This window comes from Pseudomonas putida, from assembly GCA_041879295.1.
In the GTDB taxonomy this organism is placed as follows: Bacteria; Pseudomonadota; Gammaproteobacteria; order Pseudomonadales; family Pseudomonadaceae; genus Aquipseudomonas; species Aquipseudomonas putida_Y.
This window is the reverse complement of the sequence record CP047152.1, coordinates 4338732-4354857: the sequence shown is the minus strand read 5'-3', so window position 1 is coordinate 4354857 and position 16126 is coordinate 4338732. Positions and strand designations below refer to the sequence as shown.

Genomic DNA, 16126 nt, shown 5'->3' with positions numbered 1-16126 from the left:
CTCCGTCAGGTTCAGGCTGCGTTGGCTGTTTGCCCGGCAGGGCGGGGGCCGACACGCAGGTGCAGCTCGCCAATGCCGTCGATCCCGGCGTGTATCGTGTCGCCCGGGTTCAGCGGTGCCACACCAGGCGGGCTGCCGGTCATGATCAGGTCGCCCGGGTGCAGCGGCAGCTGGCGTGACAGCCGGCTGATCACTTCGGCCAATGCCCAGGTCTGCTGGCTCAGGTGGGCACGCTGGCGCTCCTCGCCATTGACCTGCAGCCACAGCGACGTATCCAGCGGCCAGTCGCATTCGCTGGCAGGGACGATGGCGGTCATCGGTGCCGAAGCCTCGAACACCTTGGCGCCTTCCCACGGCAGGCCCTCGGCCTTGGCCTTGCGCTGGTGATCGCGACGGGTCATGTCTAGACCGGCGGCAAAGCCGAACACGTGCTCCAGGGCATGCTCGCTGGCGATGTTGGCGCCGCCTTTGGCGATGGCCGCGACCAGCTCGATTTCATGGCAGAACTCGTCGGTCTGCGGCGGGAAGGGCAGTTCGCCCAGTGCCTCGACCACGTTGCTTGCCGGTTTCATGAAAAACACAGGCTCCTGCGGCGCCGCGCCGTAGGATTCCGGCCACGGGTAGTTGCGGCCGAGGCAGAACACCCGGCCGACCGGGAAGCGCGCATCGCTGCCGCGGATCGGCAGGCTGACGATGGCCGGCGGGTTGAACAGGTAGGTCATGGGTGGATCCTCCGTACTGGAGTGGACAGCGTATCCAGCGGCTGGCCGGCAAAGTTGGACGAAAGCGGGGTTGGGTTGGACTATCCAAGGCACCTGGACCGGCCCTTTTGCGGCTAAAGCCGCTCCTACAGGGATAGCGTCAAACCCAGGGGCAATACCGTCCCCCCGTAGGAGCGGCTTTAGCCGCGAAGAGGCCGGTACCGTCAATACACGCCTTGGCTCAGCCCGCAGCCTTCAGCTCGATGCGATACAGCTTCCCAAGCAGCAGCGAGTAAGACAGTGTGCCCATCAACGCCACACCACCGATGAACCAGAACGCCATGGCGAACGAGCCACTGGCGTGCACGATCGCGCCGATCACGATCGGTGTGACGATGCCGCCGATGTTCGCCGCCAGGCTGGTAATGCCGCCGGTCAGGCCGATCAGCTCCTTTGGCGCCACTTCCGAGACGGCAGCCCACGACGACGAGGCGATGCCCTGGGCGAAGAACGCCAGGGTCAGCACGGCGATGCACAGCACATTGGAGTCGGTGAAGTTCACCAGCACGATCGACATCCCCAGCATCGAGCCCACCACCAGCGGCAGCTTGCGGGCAAACGACAGCGAGTAACCCTTGCGGATCAGCAGGTCGGAGACGATGCCCGCCAGGAGGATGCCGACCGTGGCACCAATGAACGGCATGACCGCGAAGATGCCGACCTTGATCAGCGTCAGCTGGCGTTCTTCGATCAGGTAGGTGGGGAACCAGGTGAGGAAGAAGTACAGCGCCGAAGTGCTGGCGAACTTGCCCAGGCAGATCGCCCAGATCTGGCGATAGCGGAACAGTTCGGCAACCTGGCGCCAGTCGAAGCGGGTACGTTGCTGGCTGCTCTTCACCAGGCCACCACCGTGCTCGATATAGGCCAGTTCCTCCTTGCTGACCTTCTTGCAGTTCAGCGGGTCGCGGTACAGCACCAGCCACACGACGCCGAACAGGATGCCCACCAGGCCGGTGCTGTAGAACACGTGGCGCCAGTCATAGGTGGTCGCCAGCCACAGCAGCGCGCCGGTGAACAGCGCGGTGCCCAGGTACTGGCCACATACGTAGATGCTGCTGGCCATGCCGCGCTCGCGAGCGGGGAACCATACCGTAACCGCACGGCTGTTGGCCGGGAAGGCCGGGGCCTCCATGGCGCCGACCGCCAGGCGCAGGCCGAACAGCGAGGCGAAGCCACTGGCCAGGCCCTGGGCCACGGTGACCGCCGACCAGCTGATCAGCGACACGCCATAGGTCAGGCGCGAGCCGAAGCGGTCAGCAATGAAGCCAGCCGGTACCAGGGCCAACGCGTAGGTCCAGGCGAAGGCGGAGAAAATCAGGCCCATCTCGACCTTGTCCAGGCCCAGGTCTTTGGCCATGAACGGCGCGGCGATGGAAATGTTCACCCGGTCGACGTAGTTGATGATGGTCGCCACCAGCAGCAGCGACAGCATGAACCAGCGGCGGCGGGTAGGCAGGCGCTGGGCAGGGGCCGCGTCCAGCGTGTACGACGACGCGGCGCGGGGGGTAGGCGTGCTCGACATGAGTCGACCTCGTTTGTTGTTGTTGGTAGAGGTTGGGCTGAAGTCCCTTTTCTAAGGTGGTCGTACAACGCGGTGAATGCAACGGGGTATTTAGACCGTTTTTTTCATTGGAGGCGGGGCAGTGCTGTGCTGTCCAAGAAATTTCTCAGCCGGGGTTTCGCCTGAAATATTGGTTGAATAGCGCATTCTCAGAGGGCTGCGTGGATTTTCGGTTGCGCAGGTTTTTGCATAAGGGGTTAAATTGCAGAGTTTGGACGTCGTACAACTTAAAGCGCCTGTATCCCGGAGATTGCCCATGCCCCCCAAGCGCGAGGTTCCGACCTATGTCATGCAGCAGCGCAGCGAGCTGATGGATTTCTACATCCGCGACCAGCGCGGGCGTCCCGCCGAGACCGCGCCGCATCGTCATGAGTACTTCCAGATCCAGGTCAATCTCGGCGGCGACACGGTGCAACACATCGGCAGCGTGCAACGCCCATTCAGACGCAACACCCTGGCCTTCATCCTGCCGCACCGGGTGCATGTGATCCCGCATCCGGAGGACAGCGACTTCGTGGTGATCAATTTCTCCCAGACGTTCCTGCTGCCGCACCTGGCCTGCGACCCGATGGACCTGGAGGAAGTGTCGATCCTGCAGGCGCCGGAGCTGTCGCCGTTCCGCTTTCAGGAGCATCTCGACTTCTACCTGAGTGAGCCGGACTTTGCCGAGGTACGGCAAACCCTCGAGCGCATGCGTGCGCTGGATGCCAACCGCCGTTTCGGCACCCGCGAAATCCTCAAAGGCCTGTTGCTGCAGCTGATCGGCCAGGTCTGTGGCCTGTATGCCGAGCCGCTGCGCGAACTGGCCGACAGCAACGCTGCCCAGCTCAGCCGCCGTGCTGCGCTGGGCCGCATGAGCGACTACCTGCGCCGGCATATCGACGACCCCGACCTGAACCTGCAGAAAGTCGCTGCCGCCACCTACCTGTCGCCGACCTACCTGACCCACTGGCTGCGCAAGGAAATCGGCAAGACCTTCAGCGAGCTGGTGCTGGAGCGGCGCATGCACGCCGCACGCAACTACCTGCTCAACGGCAGCCGCCCAGTGGGCGAGGTGGCGCGGCTTTGTGGCTTTGCGGACGAAGCCTACTTCTCTCGACGTTTCCGCCAGATCCACGGCCTGCCACCTGGCCAGTTCCGACGCCAGCAACGCGACCCGGATACGCCGCAGGCGGCAATGCTTTAAGCCTGCCCGCTTCTGCCGTGGCGTACTACTGGACCGGTCTCAGAGAGAGGGCGAGCAGGCAGGGGAGTCGGTAGCCCTGCTGTACGTCTTGCCCGCTCACGAGCATGCGCTGGTTGTCGGTATCGATTACCATCGAGTCGGTGTGAGTGATGAAGCCAAATTCCCCCGAAAACGCTCCAAACTGACCGTAGCCATATGGGGGGGCAAAGCGAGTGTCAAGTTGACCGCTTGAGTGGTAGCGCACCGCCATGTTGAAGGCATAGAAACCACCGTAACCGATCAGGCCACCCTCGGCTTCTTCAATATGGCTCCACCCGCCGTCGATGTGAAAACGCACTACCTGGCCCTGATTGAACTCAAGAGCAGGCCTACCTTCATAATCCAACCGGTAGAGGGTCGGTTTGCCGCTATCGTCGTCTTCCGAGTAGTGCTGGCCGTATAACGTGATGCGTTTGCTGCTGTCCTCTATGGAAAAGCCGTTATTGAGAATCCACGCGTCTGACCAGTGGTGACCCCCCTCGCCGAATGCGTCATCAAGTACCCCCGCCAGCGACAGGCCACTGGTTACTCCATACCAGTCCGGACCGCGTCGCAACGTAGTCGATATCACGATGCGCTGCACGCCGGCGGCTGGGGATATAACGGCAATGCCGTCAAGCGCGTGCGATGAACTTTCGGGAATTAGAGTGCTCAAGGCCAGCAGCCCATCTTCACCGAAACCGTGGTCCTTTCCACCGTGAGCGTCCAGGGCGACAACCACTGCTTTGAGCCCCCCCCGCTTCGTATCTGACCGCAGTCGCCACCACCCCTTCCTGGTGGCAGGCCAGCCTCTCCAGCAGCAGATCCACACCGAACAAAGCGCGACTGTCGATATAGCCCTTCCCTTGACCAAAGCTCGGATCGGCTTCGCCTTGGGCTGTCAGCTTCCACAAGTGAGTGGTTGATTGCTCATGAGGCGCCACAGTCACCAGCAGATTGCCCGACATGTCTTCCGCTACCGCATTGGCGTCCAGATAGAAACCCGTGGACAACGTGTTGAAGTCGACCATGCCGCTGCCATTGAACGTGATGTCAAGCTTTCCACTTGCGTCCAGGCAGGCAATGAAAACACTGTGTAGCCCATCGGGATCGGCTTTCTGGCCAGTCACGTAGAAACGGCCCGGCCGCACTTTGCTCCTCAGCACGCTGGTCGCTGCCCCTAAGGTGCCCGGGTCGCTTTTGGTGAAGTGGCCATGGCCGTTGTCGCCATAGCGGGTATCGATGGGGGCCTTGGGTTGCTGCTGAACAGCCTTGCGATACGGGTGCGCTGAATGGATTGAAGGGAAGTGATTCTTGACTCGGATCATGGCGTTGAGCTCCATTCACAATAAAACCGCTGAACGCCTATTGAGCGATGTTTCGGTAGGATCGGCTACTGGCAGAAGTGACAGGTGCGTCAACGATCTGGACATGCAGGGCAGCCTGGCCGGGGCGGCCGATATCCTGTCGAGCACTTAAGTCTTGATACGCGTTGATGCTGCGTTGAAAACAGCCTCGGGATGTCGGTTTACAGCCCGTAAACTCCGCTTCCTTGGCTGTTTTCGCATTGCCTGAACTTCGTCTCAAGACTTTCATGCAGTCTCTGGTGAAGTGCCAGTTAGTCTCATTTTTATTGCTTCAATGAGACGGCAATGACACAAGGGGTGGAACCCGTCTGTATTTCCCGCCCCGCTACGAGTAGGCGTTGGCTTTCTGGCATTACCGTCGCGGAATGGCTGTTACCATAGAATCCTGGTTGCGACCCGATTGCCGTAAAAACACCGTAACCATTCGGCGGCACGAATGTAGTATCAAGTTGGCCGTCCAGACGGTAACGCACCGCCATGCCGCGATCGAGAAATGAACCATAACCTACCAGTTTTCCATCGGCCTCTGTCATATAGTCCCAGGCACCCTCAATGGGGAATAATACGACACGACCCTCGTTGAATTCTTTAGCAGGTTTTCCTGTGTAGTCTAGCCGATAGATCATGGGAGTACTGGTCCCTTCGGACCACACCTGGCCGTGGACGGTGATGCGCTGACTGGCGTTATTTAGCGTGAAATCATAAATGATAATGCCAGGCTTTGACCAATAGACCCCGTTGTCAGCGAAGCGCTGGTCGAGCGCTCCGGACAATGTCAGTGCTGCGATTCCGTTTATGCTCGACGAATCGTTGAAATAGCGCGTGTAGATGATGATGCGCACCTTCTCACCAACCTCCAGCATCTTAGGCGCCCCAATGACATAACGGAGGTCCGGAATAAGATCTTGCATCTTGAGGATGCCTAGCTTACCAAAGCTCTGGCGTGGGACACCTTCATGGGTGAGCACGAAAAGGATGGGAGCGTTTTCAAGGGAGCCTGAGAAGATATAGTCGTTCTTGTAAGTGGTGAATTGGTAGAGCGTGATATCTTTAAAATTGAAAAAATTATTTAGGATGATGTAGCCGTTGTTGCTGCCGAAATCAGTATCTGGCTTTCCGTTTGGCTTAAGCTTCCACAGGTGTGTGAAGCCTTGGGTTAGATCATTCATAGTGAGCAGGATGTGACCCTCCGCATCCTCGGCCATATGAGAGAAACTATGATAATCAAAAACTGTGCTCAGGTCAGTCAGATAGACAAGACCTGTTTTGTTGAAAGACGTATCCAGCTCGCCATCTTTCAAGGTGCGCGCAATGAAAGGTTTCGTGCCGTTGTGGACGCCTCTCAAGTAAAATCGCTCGGGATAGTAGTTGCTTGCCAGGATTTGCGAAACCGCGTTTCTAGGATCCGCGATAGGCTCGCCGATGTGAAGGTGCCCTTTGTCGGCATAGGTTACGTCAATGGGCGCCTTGAGTTCCTGACGCTCGCCTTGGTAATCACGGGGGTTGTGTTGAGTCTGGGCAAAAAAAACCATATTTGGATGCATGATATGACCTGTCACTGGGGGAGTGGTTTTTGCGATCTCATTTAATGCGATCCGGATAGCTGCGGGTACTGGCAAAAATGATAGGTGTTGGTGGTCGATGGATAACGATCCGGTCCTGGAGTTTGGGCTGCAACGGGGAGCACGGGGCGGCAGACCTGGATACGCCGCAGGTAGCGATGCGGTAAGCTTGCTGCCATGAACCTCGACACCCGCATCAAATACCGCCACCTGCTGTGCTTCCTGGAGATTGCCCGGCAGGGCAGCCTGGCCAGGGCGGCCGATAGCCTGTCGATCAGCCAGCCGGCGATTTCCAAGACCCTCAAGGAGCTTGAGGACCTGCTCGAGGCGCGCCTGTTCGAGCGCAGCCGCCAGGGTGTCGAGCTGACCCCGGCCGGCACCCGCTTCATGCGTTACGCCGGGCCCAGCGTGCAGGCGCTGCGCGATGGCGTCAGCAGCCTGCGCGGTGAAGCGCGGGCGCCGTCGCAGGTGCGCATTGGTGTGCTGTCCACGGTCGAAGGCCTGCTCATGCCCGAGGTGCTGTGCCGCCTGCATCAGCGCCATGAAGCGCTGGTGATCAGCGTGGTCACCGGGGTCAGCGCGCAGTTGCTTGGCCAGCTTCGCCTGGGGGAGCTGGAACTGGTGGTGGGGCGCATGACCGACAGTCCGCAAATCCAGGGGTTGTCCTTCGAGCACCTGTACAGCGAGTCGATGAGCCTGGTGGTGCGCCCGGGTCACCCGCTGCTGGCCTGCACGCCCGTGGAGCGGGGGCAGGTGGGGCGTTACCCGCTGGTGCTGCCACCCGTCGGCACCACCATCCGCCAGCACGCCGACAGCCTGTTTGTGCAATGCGGCATCCAGATGCCGGCGCAGCGGCTGGAAACCCTGTCGCTGGCCCTGAGCCGGCGCTACCTGCTGGGCAGCGATGGCCTGTGGGTGGCGCCGCGTGATGCCGTGCTGCTCGACCTGCGCCGTGGCGAACTGGTCGAGCTTGACCTGGGTGTGCGCGAGCCGGGAGGGTCGGTGGGGATTTGCCGCAATGCCGCCTTGCCGTTGAGTTTGCCGGGGCAGTGGGTGGGCGAGGTGCTGCGGGAGGTGGCGGGGGAATATCGAGAGGGTCGGTATCCTTGAGGTTTTCGGGGGCTGCCTGCCCTGATGTTTCTGACCTCAGAACCTGCAGAAATAAAAGGCCACAAAAAACCGGCGAGCCCGGCACAAAGGGTCAATACTGGCCAATGGCTGCAACGCTTCGATGAAGAAGCTTTTAACGACTGAACTTCCTTACGAAAACCCGCTCCTATGCCGGTAGCCATTGGTCATGGCCGCCTGCTAAGCTCGCGGCTTTACCCTGATTGCCCTTATGGCGCATGAACAAGGAAATAGCATGAAACAGCATCGTTTGGCGGCTGCGGTTGCCCTGGTAGGCCTGGTACTGGCTGGCTGCGATCAACAAGCCAGCAGCCCCGAGCTGAAGACTCCGGCGCAGAAAGCCTCCTACGGTATCGGCCTGAACATGGGCAAGAGCCTGGCTCAGGAAGGCATGGAAGACCTTGATTCGAAAGCAGTCGCCCTCGGCATCGAAGACGCCGTTAGCAAGAAAGAACAACGCATCAAGGACGAAGAGCTGGTAGAGGCCTTCACCGCATTGCAGAAACGCGCCGAGGAGCGCCTGGCCAAGGCCAGCGAAGAAGCCGCCTCCGCCGGCAAGAAGTTCCTCGAAGAAAACGCCAAGAAGCCAGGCGTGGTCACCACTGCCTCGGGCCTGCAGTACGAAGTGGTCAAGAAGGCCGACGGCCCGCAGCCCAAGCCGACTGACGTGGTCACTGTCCACTACGAAGGCAAGCTGATCGACGGCAAGGTATTCGACAGCTCCGTCGAACGTGGCAGCCCGATCGACCTGCCGGTCAGCGGTGTGATCCCAGGTTGGGTCGAAGGTTTGCAGCTGATGCACGTCGGCGAAAAGTACAAGTTGTTCATCCCGGCTGAACTGGCCTATGGCGCACAAAGCCCAAGCCCGCTGATCCCGGCCAACTCGGTACTGGTGTTCGATCTGGAACTGATCGCCATCAAGGACCCGGCCCAGTTGCAAGGCGCCGAGCCGCAAGCCGAAGCCCCTGAAGAAGCACCTGCCAAGTAACATTGGCTGGTTGTCGAAAACGCCCCACATTGATGGGGCGTTTTCGTTTGTGCCGATTGGACGAACCAGCAACAGCTGATACTGTCCGAAGAAATGCAGCGTGAAGAAGTAGGATGTTTCTGACGCAAATCGTTTGCGGCGCAGGTAGCCATGGCGTGAAACGACTGTGTAAAAAACGCCCGATCTGACTGGGCCCCTTGCCTGGCAGGCACCTGGGGTCGGAAACCTCGCCCTGTTCACAAGGTTATCCACAATAAATGTGGATAACCTTTTCCTCTTGGAGGCTCCATGAGCGCACCCTGGAATTTTGCCCGTTTCCTGCCATTGGCCGAGCGCCTGCTCAGCCGCGGTCGGTTGCCGGCCTTGCTGTTCGCGGTAGCGCGCAAAGGCCCGCGCCTCGGCCAACTGCGCGAAGACGTGAAGCTGCTGCAGTCGCTATGCCTGGCCTGGTGGAGGGGGGAGTACCGCGCCATCAGCCCCAAGGCACTGGTCACTGTCGTGGCTGGCCTGCTGTATTTCGTCAGCCCTATCGATGCCATCCCGGACTGGTTGCTGGGGGTAGGTTTCCTTGATGACATCGCGGTGCTGGGCTGGGTGCTGAAAACCGTGGCCGACGAATTGGCGCGCTTCAAGGCCTGGCGCGATAGCCAGGCACCCGAGCGGCTACGCGTGGTCGAGCGCCTGCCGGCTACCCCGGAAGCGCTGCGGCTGGAGCGCAACAGCTGATGAAACTGGCCTGAATCTCACCTCAACTGCACAGACCTCGGAGTTGGTAATATAATTGGCATAAGGGTTATGCCTACGGATTACATGCTGTAATCCTTTTTAAAGGGGTTTGTAATGGGTATTCAGGTCATCAGCCGGGACGGTCAACCCGAGTACGCCGTCGTTCCCTGGGAGCAATATCAGGCGTTGCTCAGGGCTGCAGGGCAGGCACCTGCCGACGCAGTTTCCAGTGAGGCGCAGGGCGTTGTTGCCAGTGCACCTCTGCCAGCCTTCAGCGAAGTCGCCCATATTCGTCAGGCCAAGGGCATTGCCCCTGAGCAACTGGCGCGCAACATCGGGGTGAGCCCGGCGTATCTGGCCATGATCGAATCGGGTGAGCGCCAGCCAGATGCTGCCATCCGCCGCGCCTTGGCCTGGCATCTGGGGGTGGCTGGCTGGAGCGAGCCATCATGAGCCAGGTCAGGATCAGCCGTCAGCACTGGGATAACCTGCTGGGTGAGCTTGACCTGGCCCGTCGTCAACGCCACTTGCTGACCTACCGAGCACTGATCGAGCGCTTGCAGTTGCCCAGCCCGGCCATGCAAACGCTGACTGCCGCGCTGGAATACCTGGCGGTGCTGGATGCACGTGCCGAGCAGCCATTGCGCAGTTCGCTGGTGATCAGCCAAGGCGCCAGCCGTTTGCCGCGTACTGGGTTCTTTGAGTGTGTCGAGCGCCTGGGGCGGTTTACCGGGCCGGTCGATGGCCTGGAGGCCGCCTCGTGGCATGCCTCTGAGGTGGTTCGGGTGTTCGAGTACAGCTATCCCGAAACAGCCTGAGTCGCTCCCGTTCCAGTCTATTCGCTACAGGTGGTGACCCTGCAGGAGCGGGTTGGCCCGCGGATAGGCCGGCACAGGCAGCGCATCTCTGTGAATCAACCCGCACACTCTGCCATCGGCATCCACCACTTCCAATGCCTCCAGGTGCTGGTGCCGGCCAAACAGCTCCAGCAGCTGCCCGATCGTGGCATTCAAGCGCACTGTCGATTGTTCGGCCAGTGGCACCTGCGTCAGTGCTGGTAAAAGCCCGTTGTCGCGTACCCCCAGCTCCTGTGGCCGCCCTAGCAAGTAGCCCTGCACCAGGTCCACGCCCATCTCCACCAGCACTGCCAGCTCTTCCGCCAGCTCGATGCCCTCGGCAATCACTTGTGCCTTCGACGCCCGGGCGATCTGCAGAATGGAGCCAACAAACTCGCGCTTGAGCGGGTCACGGTGGATGCCGTCAATGAAGTGCCGGTCGATCTTCACGTACTCGGGGCGCAGCTCCGACCACAGGCGCAGGCTGGAATATCCCGCGCCCAAGTCGTCGATGGCAATCGAGAAGCCCATGTCGCGATAGTGGTGCAGGGCATTGGACAGCAGCTGGAAGTCGTCGGTGGGTGTGTGCTCGGTCAACTCGATCACCACCCGGCTTGGCGGCAGGCCAACCTGTTCGAGCAGTTTCAGGGTCAGGCCGGAGGGGTAGTGCGGCTCCAGCAGCGACTCGGGCGAAATGTTGAGAAACAGTTTGCCCTGCAGTTGCTGCTCGCTGAAGCGTCGGCAGGCGCTTTCTCGGCAAGCGGCTTCCAGCTCGGTCAGGCGGCCGGCCTGGCGGGCGATGGTAAACAGGTTGAGCGGCGCATGCAGTGGGCTGTTGGACGGGCCACGGCTCAGCGCCTCATGGCCAAACACCCTATGTTCACTCAGGCACACGATTGGCTGGAACAGACTGTGAATACTGCGTTGAGCCAGGATGGCACTCAAGGCACTGAGCTGTTCGGCAACGGTCATGATGTATTCCTGAAAATGAAAGGGCCGGACATCTGCATGCCCGGCCCCTATATTTCACGACAGCGCGATGACTGTTTGATGACAGGTCGCATTATTCTGCCATCATTGCTGACGTGCCTTACTTCTTGGCCACCTTGGTGCTGGCACTGAGGTAGTCGATCAGGATGCGACCGGTCTCGGCGAGGTAAGCGTCGTCTTCCGGTTTGGTGTTTTCATCCTCGACCGGCAGAGCGTCTTCGTCCTCTTTCTTCAGCTCTTTCAGCGGTTCTTCACCCTTGGCCTTGCGGCGGATGTTTTCCAGCGCCAGTTGCTTGGTCTCGATGCTGTCGTGGCGTGCACGGCGTTCCTGCTCGTTGAGGCTGACGGTTTTCTCGTTCATCAGCTTCTGGGTCAGGGCCAGGCGGTCGCGTATGTAGGTGAACTCGGCATCCTTGACGCTACGTGCCTCATGCTGCGCTTTGAGCTGGGCCAGGAACGGCCTGAACGGATCGGCTGCAGGCTTGACCACCGGGCGGATGGTGTCCCACGGCATGGCCTCTGGCAGGGCGCTCTCGCCGATTTCCTTGGTGTCGATGATCGATGGGTAGTCGATGTCTGGCAGTACCCCCTGATGCTGGGTGCTCTGCCCGGAAACCCGGTAGAACTTGGCCAGGGTCAGCTTCAGCTCGCCATGGTTGAGCGGCTGGATGGTCTGCACGGTGCCTTTGCCGAAGGTCTGGCCACCGATGATCAGCGCGCGGTGGTAGTCCTGCATGGCACCGGCGAAGATCTCCGATGCCGAGGCCGACAGGCGGTTGACCAGCAGTGCCAGCGGGCCCTTGTAGAAGGCCCCCGGGTTTTCGTCTTCCAGCACGTCGACGCGGCCGTCGCTGTTGCGCACCAGCACGGTCGGGCCTTTTTCGATGAACAGGCTGGTCAGCTCGGTGGCTTCCTGCAGCGAGCCACCGCCGTTGTTGCGCAGGTCGATGACCACGCCGTCGACTTTTTCTTTTTGCAGTTCGGTGAGCAGCTTCTTCACGTCACGCGTGGTGCTCTTGTACTCCGGGTCGCCAGCGCGGTAGGCCTTGAAGTCCAGGTAGAAGGCCGGGATCTCGATGATGCCCAGCTTGTAGTCACGCCCGTCCTGCTTGAGCTTGAGCACCGACTTCTTCGCCGCCTGCTCTTCAAGCTTTACCGCTTCACGGGTGATCGACACAATCTTGCTGGTCTGGTCGCTAGGCGCATTGCTGGCCGGGATGATTTCCAGGCGCACCACCGAGCCTTTCGGGCCGCGGATCAGCTTGACCACTTCGTCCAGGCGCCAGCCCACCACGTCGACCATTTCCTTGTTGCCCTGGGCCACGCCGATGATCTTGTCGGCCGGGGCCACCTGCTTGGTCTTGGCTGCCGGGCCGGCCGGCACCAGGCGCACGATCTTGACCTGGTCGTTGTCGCTTTGCAGCACCGCACCGATGCCTTCGAGCGACAGGCTCATGTTGATGTCGAAGTTCTCGGCGTTGTCCGGCGACAGGTAATTGGTGTGTGGGTCGTAGGACTGGGCGAAGGTGTTGATGTAGGCCTGGAAGATGTCCTCGGCACGAGTCTGGTCCAGACGCGCGAGCTGGTTCTTGTAGCGCTTGATCAGGGTTTCCTGGATCTGCTTGGGTTCCTTGCCGGCGATCTTCTGGCGCAGCACTTCGTCTTTAACGCGTTTGCGCCACAAGTCGTCGAGCTCGGCCTGGTTCTTCATCCACGGTGCGTCCTTGCGGTCGATCAGCAAGGTTTCCTTGGTGGTGAAGTCCATCTTGTCCACGCCCTTGTTCAGCTCGGCCAGGGCGAAGTCCAGGCGTTGCTTGACGCGGTCGAGGTAGCGTTTGTAGATGGTGAAGCCCGGGTCCAGGTTGCCGCTCTTGAGAAAATCGTCGAATTGCGTTTTCCATTTATCGAATTCGGCAATGTCGGCAGCGGTGAAGTAGCTGCGCGCCGGGTCCAGCAGCTTGATGTAGCTGTCGTAGATAATGACCGAACGGGCATCGTCCAGGGGGGGCTTGCTGTAGTGGTGGCGCTTGAGCAACTCCACCACGTTGAGGCTGGCGACGATCTCGTCGCGGTCCGGCTGCAGGCTGTCCCACTTGTTGGCGGCCACTGCATTGCCGCCGAGCGTGAGGCTGCCCAGGCCGATCATCACAGCCAGTGCGGTGCTTGGAAGGAAATGCTTCATGCTGATTCGACGTGGAGGCAATTGATCACGCATAGTAGGCCGTCTTTTCCGTTGCCGGTTCCATGGAGCCGGGCAAATACTGCAAAAGGCCTGAGGTAAGCGACCTCAGGCCCAGTCATGATTCAACTATGGAGGCACTGTGAAGGCATTGCAAGGCGTTGACGGACATGTGGAGTGGGTCGAGGCCGAACGCCCGACCTGTGACGCGGGCCAAGTGCGCATTCGCGTGGCCGCTGCGGGGCTGAACCGCGCCGACCTGCTGCAGATGAAAGGTTTGTACCCGCCACCGCCAGGTGCCAGCCCGTACATGGGGCTGGAGTGTGCCGGGGTGGTTGAAGAGGTGGGGGCTGGTGCCGATTGGCGCGTGGGTGATCGCGTTTGCGCCCTGCTGGCCAGCGGCGCCATGGCCGAGGAAGTGGTGGTGGATGCCCGTCATGTGCTGCCGGTGCCCGAGGGCCTTGGCCTGCATGAAGCGGCAGCGTTGCCGGAGGTGTATGCCACCGCCTGGCTGAACATCTTCCAGCTCGGTGCAGTGAAGGCTGGCGAGAAGGTGCTGGTGCACGCCGGCGCCAGTGGCGTTGGCTCGGCCGCTATCCAGCTATGCAAGGCGTTCGGCAGCCCGGTATGGGTCAGCGTCGGTTCGCAGGATCGTCTTGCCTACTGCCAGGCGCTGGGCGCTGCGGGTGGTGTGGTACGTAACGAGAACCTGGAAGCGCTGGAAGGTTTTGGCCCGTTCGATGTGATTCTCGACCCGGTGGGCGCCAGCTACGGTGAGCTGAACCTCAAACTGTTGGCCCGCGACGGTCGCTGGGTGATCATCGGCCTGATGGGAGGACGCAAGTTTGAGCTGGACCTGGCCCAAGTGCTGGGCAAGCGTCTGGAAATTACCGGTTCCACCCTGCGCAACCGTGACGACGGCTTCAAGGCCGAGCTGCTGAGCGAACTGCAGCAGCACGTATGGCCGCTGTTTGCCGAGGGGCGGTTGTCGCCGCAGCTGGTCGATACCTATCCGGTGGAGTTTGCCCAGGCGGCGTATGCCGAGCTGGAGACCAACCAGGTGTCGGGCAAGCTGGTGATGGTGATCGACCCTAGCCTGGTGTAAGCAGGCCCGGCCTCTTCGCGGGGTCACTCGCGAAGAGGCCGGCGCAGGCCATGAAGACCTTCAGCTCCAGCTCAGAATCGGCCACCCGTTGATCTCGGCATGCTCGCGCAACACCGCATCCGGGTTCACCACATGTGGGTGATCCACCTTCAACAGCAACGGCAAGTCATTCCTCGAATCGGAATAGAAACTCGCGCCCTCCAGGTTTTCCTGCTCCTGATCCAACCACTCCAGCAATCGGGTGATCTTGCCCTCACGATAGGTCAGCACCCCGTGGGTCTTGCCAGTGTACACCCCGTTCACTGCCTCCAGCTCGATGGCCAGGTACTCATCCACGCCCAGTCTCGCGGCAATCGGCCCGACCAGATGCGTACCCGAAGCGGAAATGATCAGTATGCGATCCCCACGCTTGCGGTGCTCGGCAATGCAGCGGCAGGCGTCACCGTAGATGATGGGTTCGATCACTTCTTCGACCCACGGTGCCACCAGGTGCTCGACTTCTTCCAGGGTGCGCCCGGCAATCGGCTCCAGGCTGAAAGCCATGTAGTCCTCCATCTGCAGGTGGCCCCTGCCATAGGCTTCCATCAGTTCATGGTCGCGGCGCAGGAAGTCCTTGCCGTCGACCCAGCCCAACCGGGCCATCTGCTCGCTCCACAGTGATGCGCAGTCGCCGTGGATCAGGGTTTCATCCAGATCGAAAATTGCCAGTGCCATTGTGGTGAGTCTCCTTAAGCCACTTCCCGCAGCGCAGTGGGGTCGATCGACACGCTTACCCGTTTCCCGTCCGCGTGCAAGTCGGCCGGCGAGCGGTTGAGCACATCGACCACCAGCTCCACTTCACGCACCCGCACCCGGTAGCGGATCACGTTGCCCAGCAGGCTGTGGCTGCGTACCTCGGCGTCAAGCTCGCCGTGCTCGCCAAGGGTGATCGACTCTGGGCGGATCGCCAGGCGGCTGGCCACCGGGCGCTGTAGCAGGCGGCTGGCGCTGTCGGCGTCGAGCAGGTTGTAGTTGCCGATAAAACCGGCGGCAAACAGGTCCACGGGTGCGGTGTAGAGGGTTTCGGCATCGCCGCTTTGGACGATGCGCCCCTGGTTCATCAGGAAGATGCGGTCGGACATGGTCAGCGCTTCCTCCTGATCGTGAGTGACGAATATGGTGGTCAGCCCCAGTTCGCGCTGGATGGCGCGAATCTGCTCGCGCAGGTGCTTGCGGATACGCGCATCCAGCGCCGACAACGGTTCGTCGAGCAGCAGCAGGCGCGGGCGTGTGACCAGTGAGCGGGCCAGGGCCACACGCTGGCACTGGCCGCCGGAAAGCTGGTGTGGGTAGCGCCCGGCGAACTTGCCCAGCTCCACCAGCTCAAGCGCCTCGTGTACCCGCAGTTGGCTTTCATCGGCCTTGACCTTCTGCATGCGCAGGCCAAAGGCGACATTCTGCTCCACGGTCATGTTGGGGAACAGCGCGTAGCTCTGGAACACCATGCCGATGCCACGCTTTTGCGGGCTTAGCGGCACGATGTCGTGGCCGTCGAGCAGTATCTGCCCGCTATCCACCGAGGTCAGCCCGGCAATGCAACGCAGCAGGGTGGACTTGCCGCAGCCGGACGGGCCGAGCAGGGTGACGAATTCGCCGCGTTCGATGTGGCAGTCGATACTCTCGAACACCGGGCTACCGGCGTAGCTTTTCTGCAGTTTCTGTACGCTGACGAAGCTCATG

14 protein-coding genes and 1 pseudogene are annotated in these 16126 nt (G+C 60.9%); 7 read left to right on the top strand and 8 right to left on the bottom strand.

What is annotated here, in order from left to right; all coding sequences use genetic code 11:
- Nucleotides 1–11 precede the first annotated feature (11 nt).
- On the bottom strand, nt 12–722 hold the full coding sequence (locus GST84_19935; GenBank protein ID XGB14469.1) for an FAA hydrolase family protein: 711 nt from the start codon (nt 720–722) through the stop codon (nt 12–14).
- A gap of 220 nt (nt 723–942) precedes the next feature.
- Nucleotides 943–2283 carry an MFS transporter gene (locus GST84_19930; protein XGB14468.1) on the bottom strand — a complete coding sequence of 447 codons (1341 nt, stop codon included), beginning with the start codon at nt 2281–2283 and terminating at the stop codon, nt 943–945.
- A 295-nt stretch (nt 2284–2578) separates the two neighbouring features.
- Between GST84_19930 and GST84_19925 the strand changes: the two genes are divergently transcribed.
- Complete coding sequence (locus GST84_19925; GenBank protein ID XGB14467.1) at nt 2579–3508, top strand: helix-turn-helix domain-containing protein; 930 nt, start codon at nt 2579–2581, stop codon at nt 3506–3508.
- Nucleotides 3509–3533: 25 nt separating this feature from the next.
- Here GST84_19925 and GST84_19920 read toward each other — a convergent pair.
- Both GST84_19920 and GST84_19915 read right to left on the bottom strand, forming a co-directional pair.
- Nucleotides 3534–4869, bottom strand: a pseudogene (locus GST84_19920) (hypothetical protein).
- 287 nt (nt 4870–5156) lie between these two features.
- Complete coding sequence (locus GST84_19915; protein ID XGB15813.1) at nt 5157–6425, bottom strand: hypothetical protein; 1269 nt, start codon at nt 6423–6425, stop codon at nt 5157–5159.
- Between the two features lie 207 nt (nt 6426–6632).
- Between GST84_19915 and pcaQ the strand changes: the two genes are divergently transcribed.
- The 5 genes from pcaQ to GST84_19890 all read left to right on the top strand — a co-directional run bounded on the left by pcaQ (nt 6633) and on the right by GST84_19890 (nt 10115).
- The gene (gene pcaQ / locus GST84_19910) at nt 6633–7565 is read left to right on the top strand and encodes a pca operon transcription factor PcaQ (GenBank protein ID XGB14466.1); all 933 of its coding nucleotides are present in this window, start codon (nt 6633–6635) and stop codon (nt 7563–7565) included.
- Nucleotides 7566–7818: 253 nt separating this feature from the next.
- A complete protein-coding gene (locus GST84_19905; protein XGB14465.1) occupies nt 7819–8571 on the top strand; it encodes an FKBP-type peptidyl-prolyl cis-trans isomerase in 753 nt (250 codons plus the stop codon).
- A 288-nt stretch (nt 8572–8859) separates the two neighbouring features.
- Nucleotides 8860–9297, top strand: a complete 438-nt coding sequence (locus GST84_19900) for a DUF1232 domain-containing protein (protein ID XGB14464.1) — start codon at nt 8860–8862, stop codon at nt 9295–9297.
- Between the two features lie 114 nt (nt 9298–9411).
- Nucleotides 9412–9750, top strand: a complete 339-nt coding sequence (locus GST84_19895) for a helix-turn-helix domain-containing protein (GenBank protein ID XGB14463.1) — start codon at nt 9412–9414, stop codon at nt 9748–9750.
- The gene (locus GST84_19890; protein ID XGB14462.1) at nt 9747–10115 is read left to right on the top strand and encodes a hypothetical protein; all 369 of its coding nucleotides are present in this window, start codon (nt 9747–9749) and stop codon (nt 10113–10115) included. The genes GST84_19895 and GST84_19890 overlap by 4 nt, the downstream gene beginning before the upstream one ends.
- A gap of 24 nt (nt 10116–10139) precedes the next feature.
- Here GST84_19890 and GST84_19885 read toward each other — a convergent pair whose 3' ends face one another.
- Nucleotides 10140–11105, bottom strand: coding sequence for an EAL domain-containing protein (locus GST84_19885; GenBank protein ID XGB14461.1), 966 nt, complete (start codon nt 11103–11105; stop codon nt 10140–10142).
- Between the two features lie 118 nt (nt 11106–11223).
- Nucleotides 11224–13338, bottom strand: coding sequence for a tail-specific protease (locus tag GST84_19880; protein ID XGB14460.1), 2115 nt, complete (start codon nt 13336–13338; stop codon nt 11224–11226).
- A gap of 106 nt (nt 13339–13444) precedes the next feature.
- Between GST84_19880 and GST84_19875 the strand changes: the two genes are divergently transcribed.
- The gene (locus tag GST84_19875; protein XGB14459.1) at nt 13445–14407 is read left to right on the top strand and encodes a zinc-binding dehydrogenase; all 963 of its coding nucleotides are present in this window, start codon (nt 13445–13447) and stop codon (nt 14405–14407) included.
- Nucleotides 14408–14467: 60 nt separating this feature from the next.
- Here GST84_19875 and GST84_19870 read toward each other — a convergent pair whose 3' ends face one another.
- Both GST84_19870 and GST84_19865 read right to left on the bottom strand, forming a co-directional pair.
- A complete protein-coding gene (locus tag GST84_19870) occupies nt 14468–15121 on the bottom strand; it encodes an HAD-IB family hydrolase (protein ID XGB14458.1) in 654 nt (217 codons plus the stop codon).
- A gap of 14 nt (nt 15122–15135) precedes the next feature.
- Nucleotides 15136–16125 (bottom strand): ATP-binding cassette domain-containing protein, encoded by a 990-nt coding sequence (locus tag GST84_19865; GenBank protein XGB14457.1) that lies wholly within the window; start codon nt 16123–16125, stop codon nt 15136–15138.
- Nucleotide 16126: the final 1 nt, after the last annotated feature.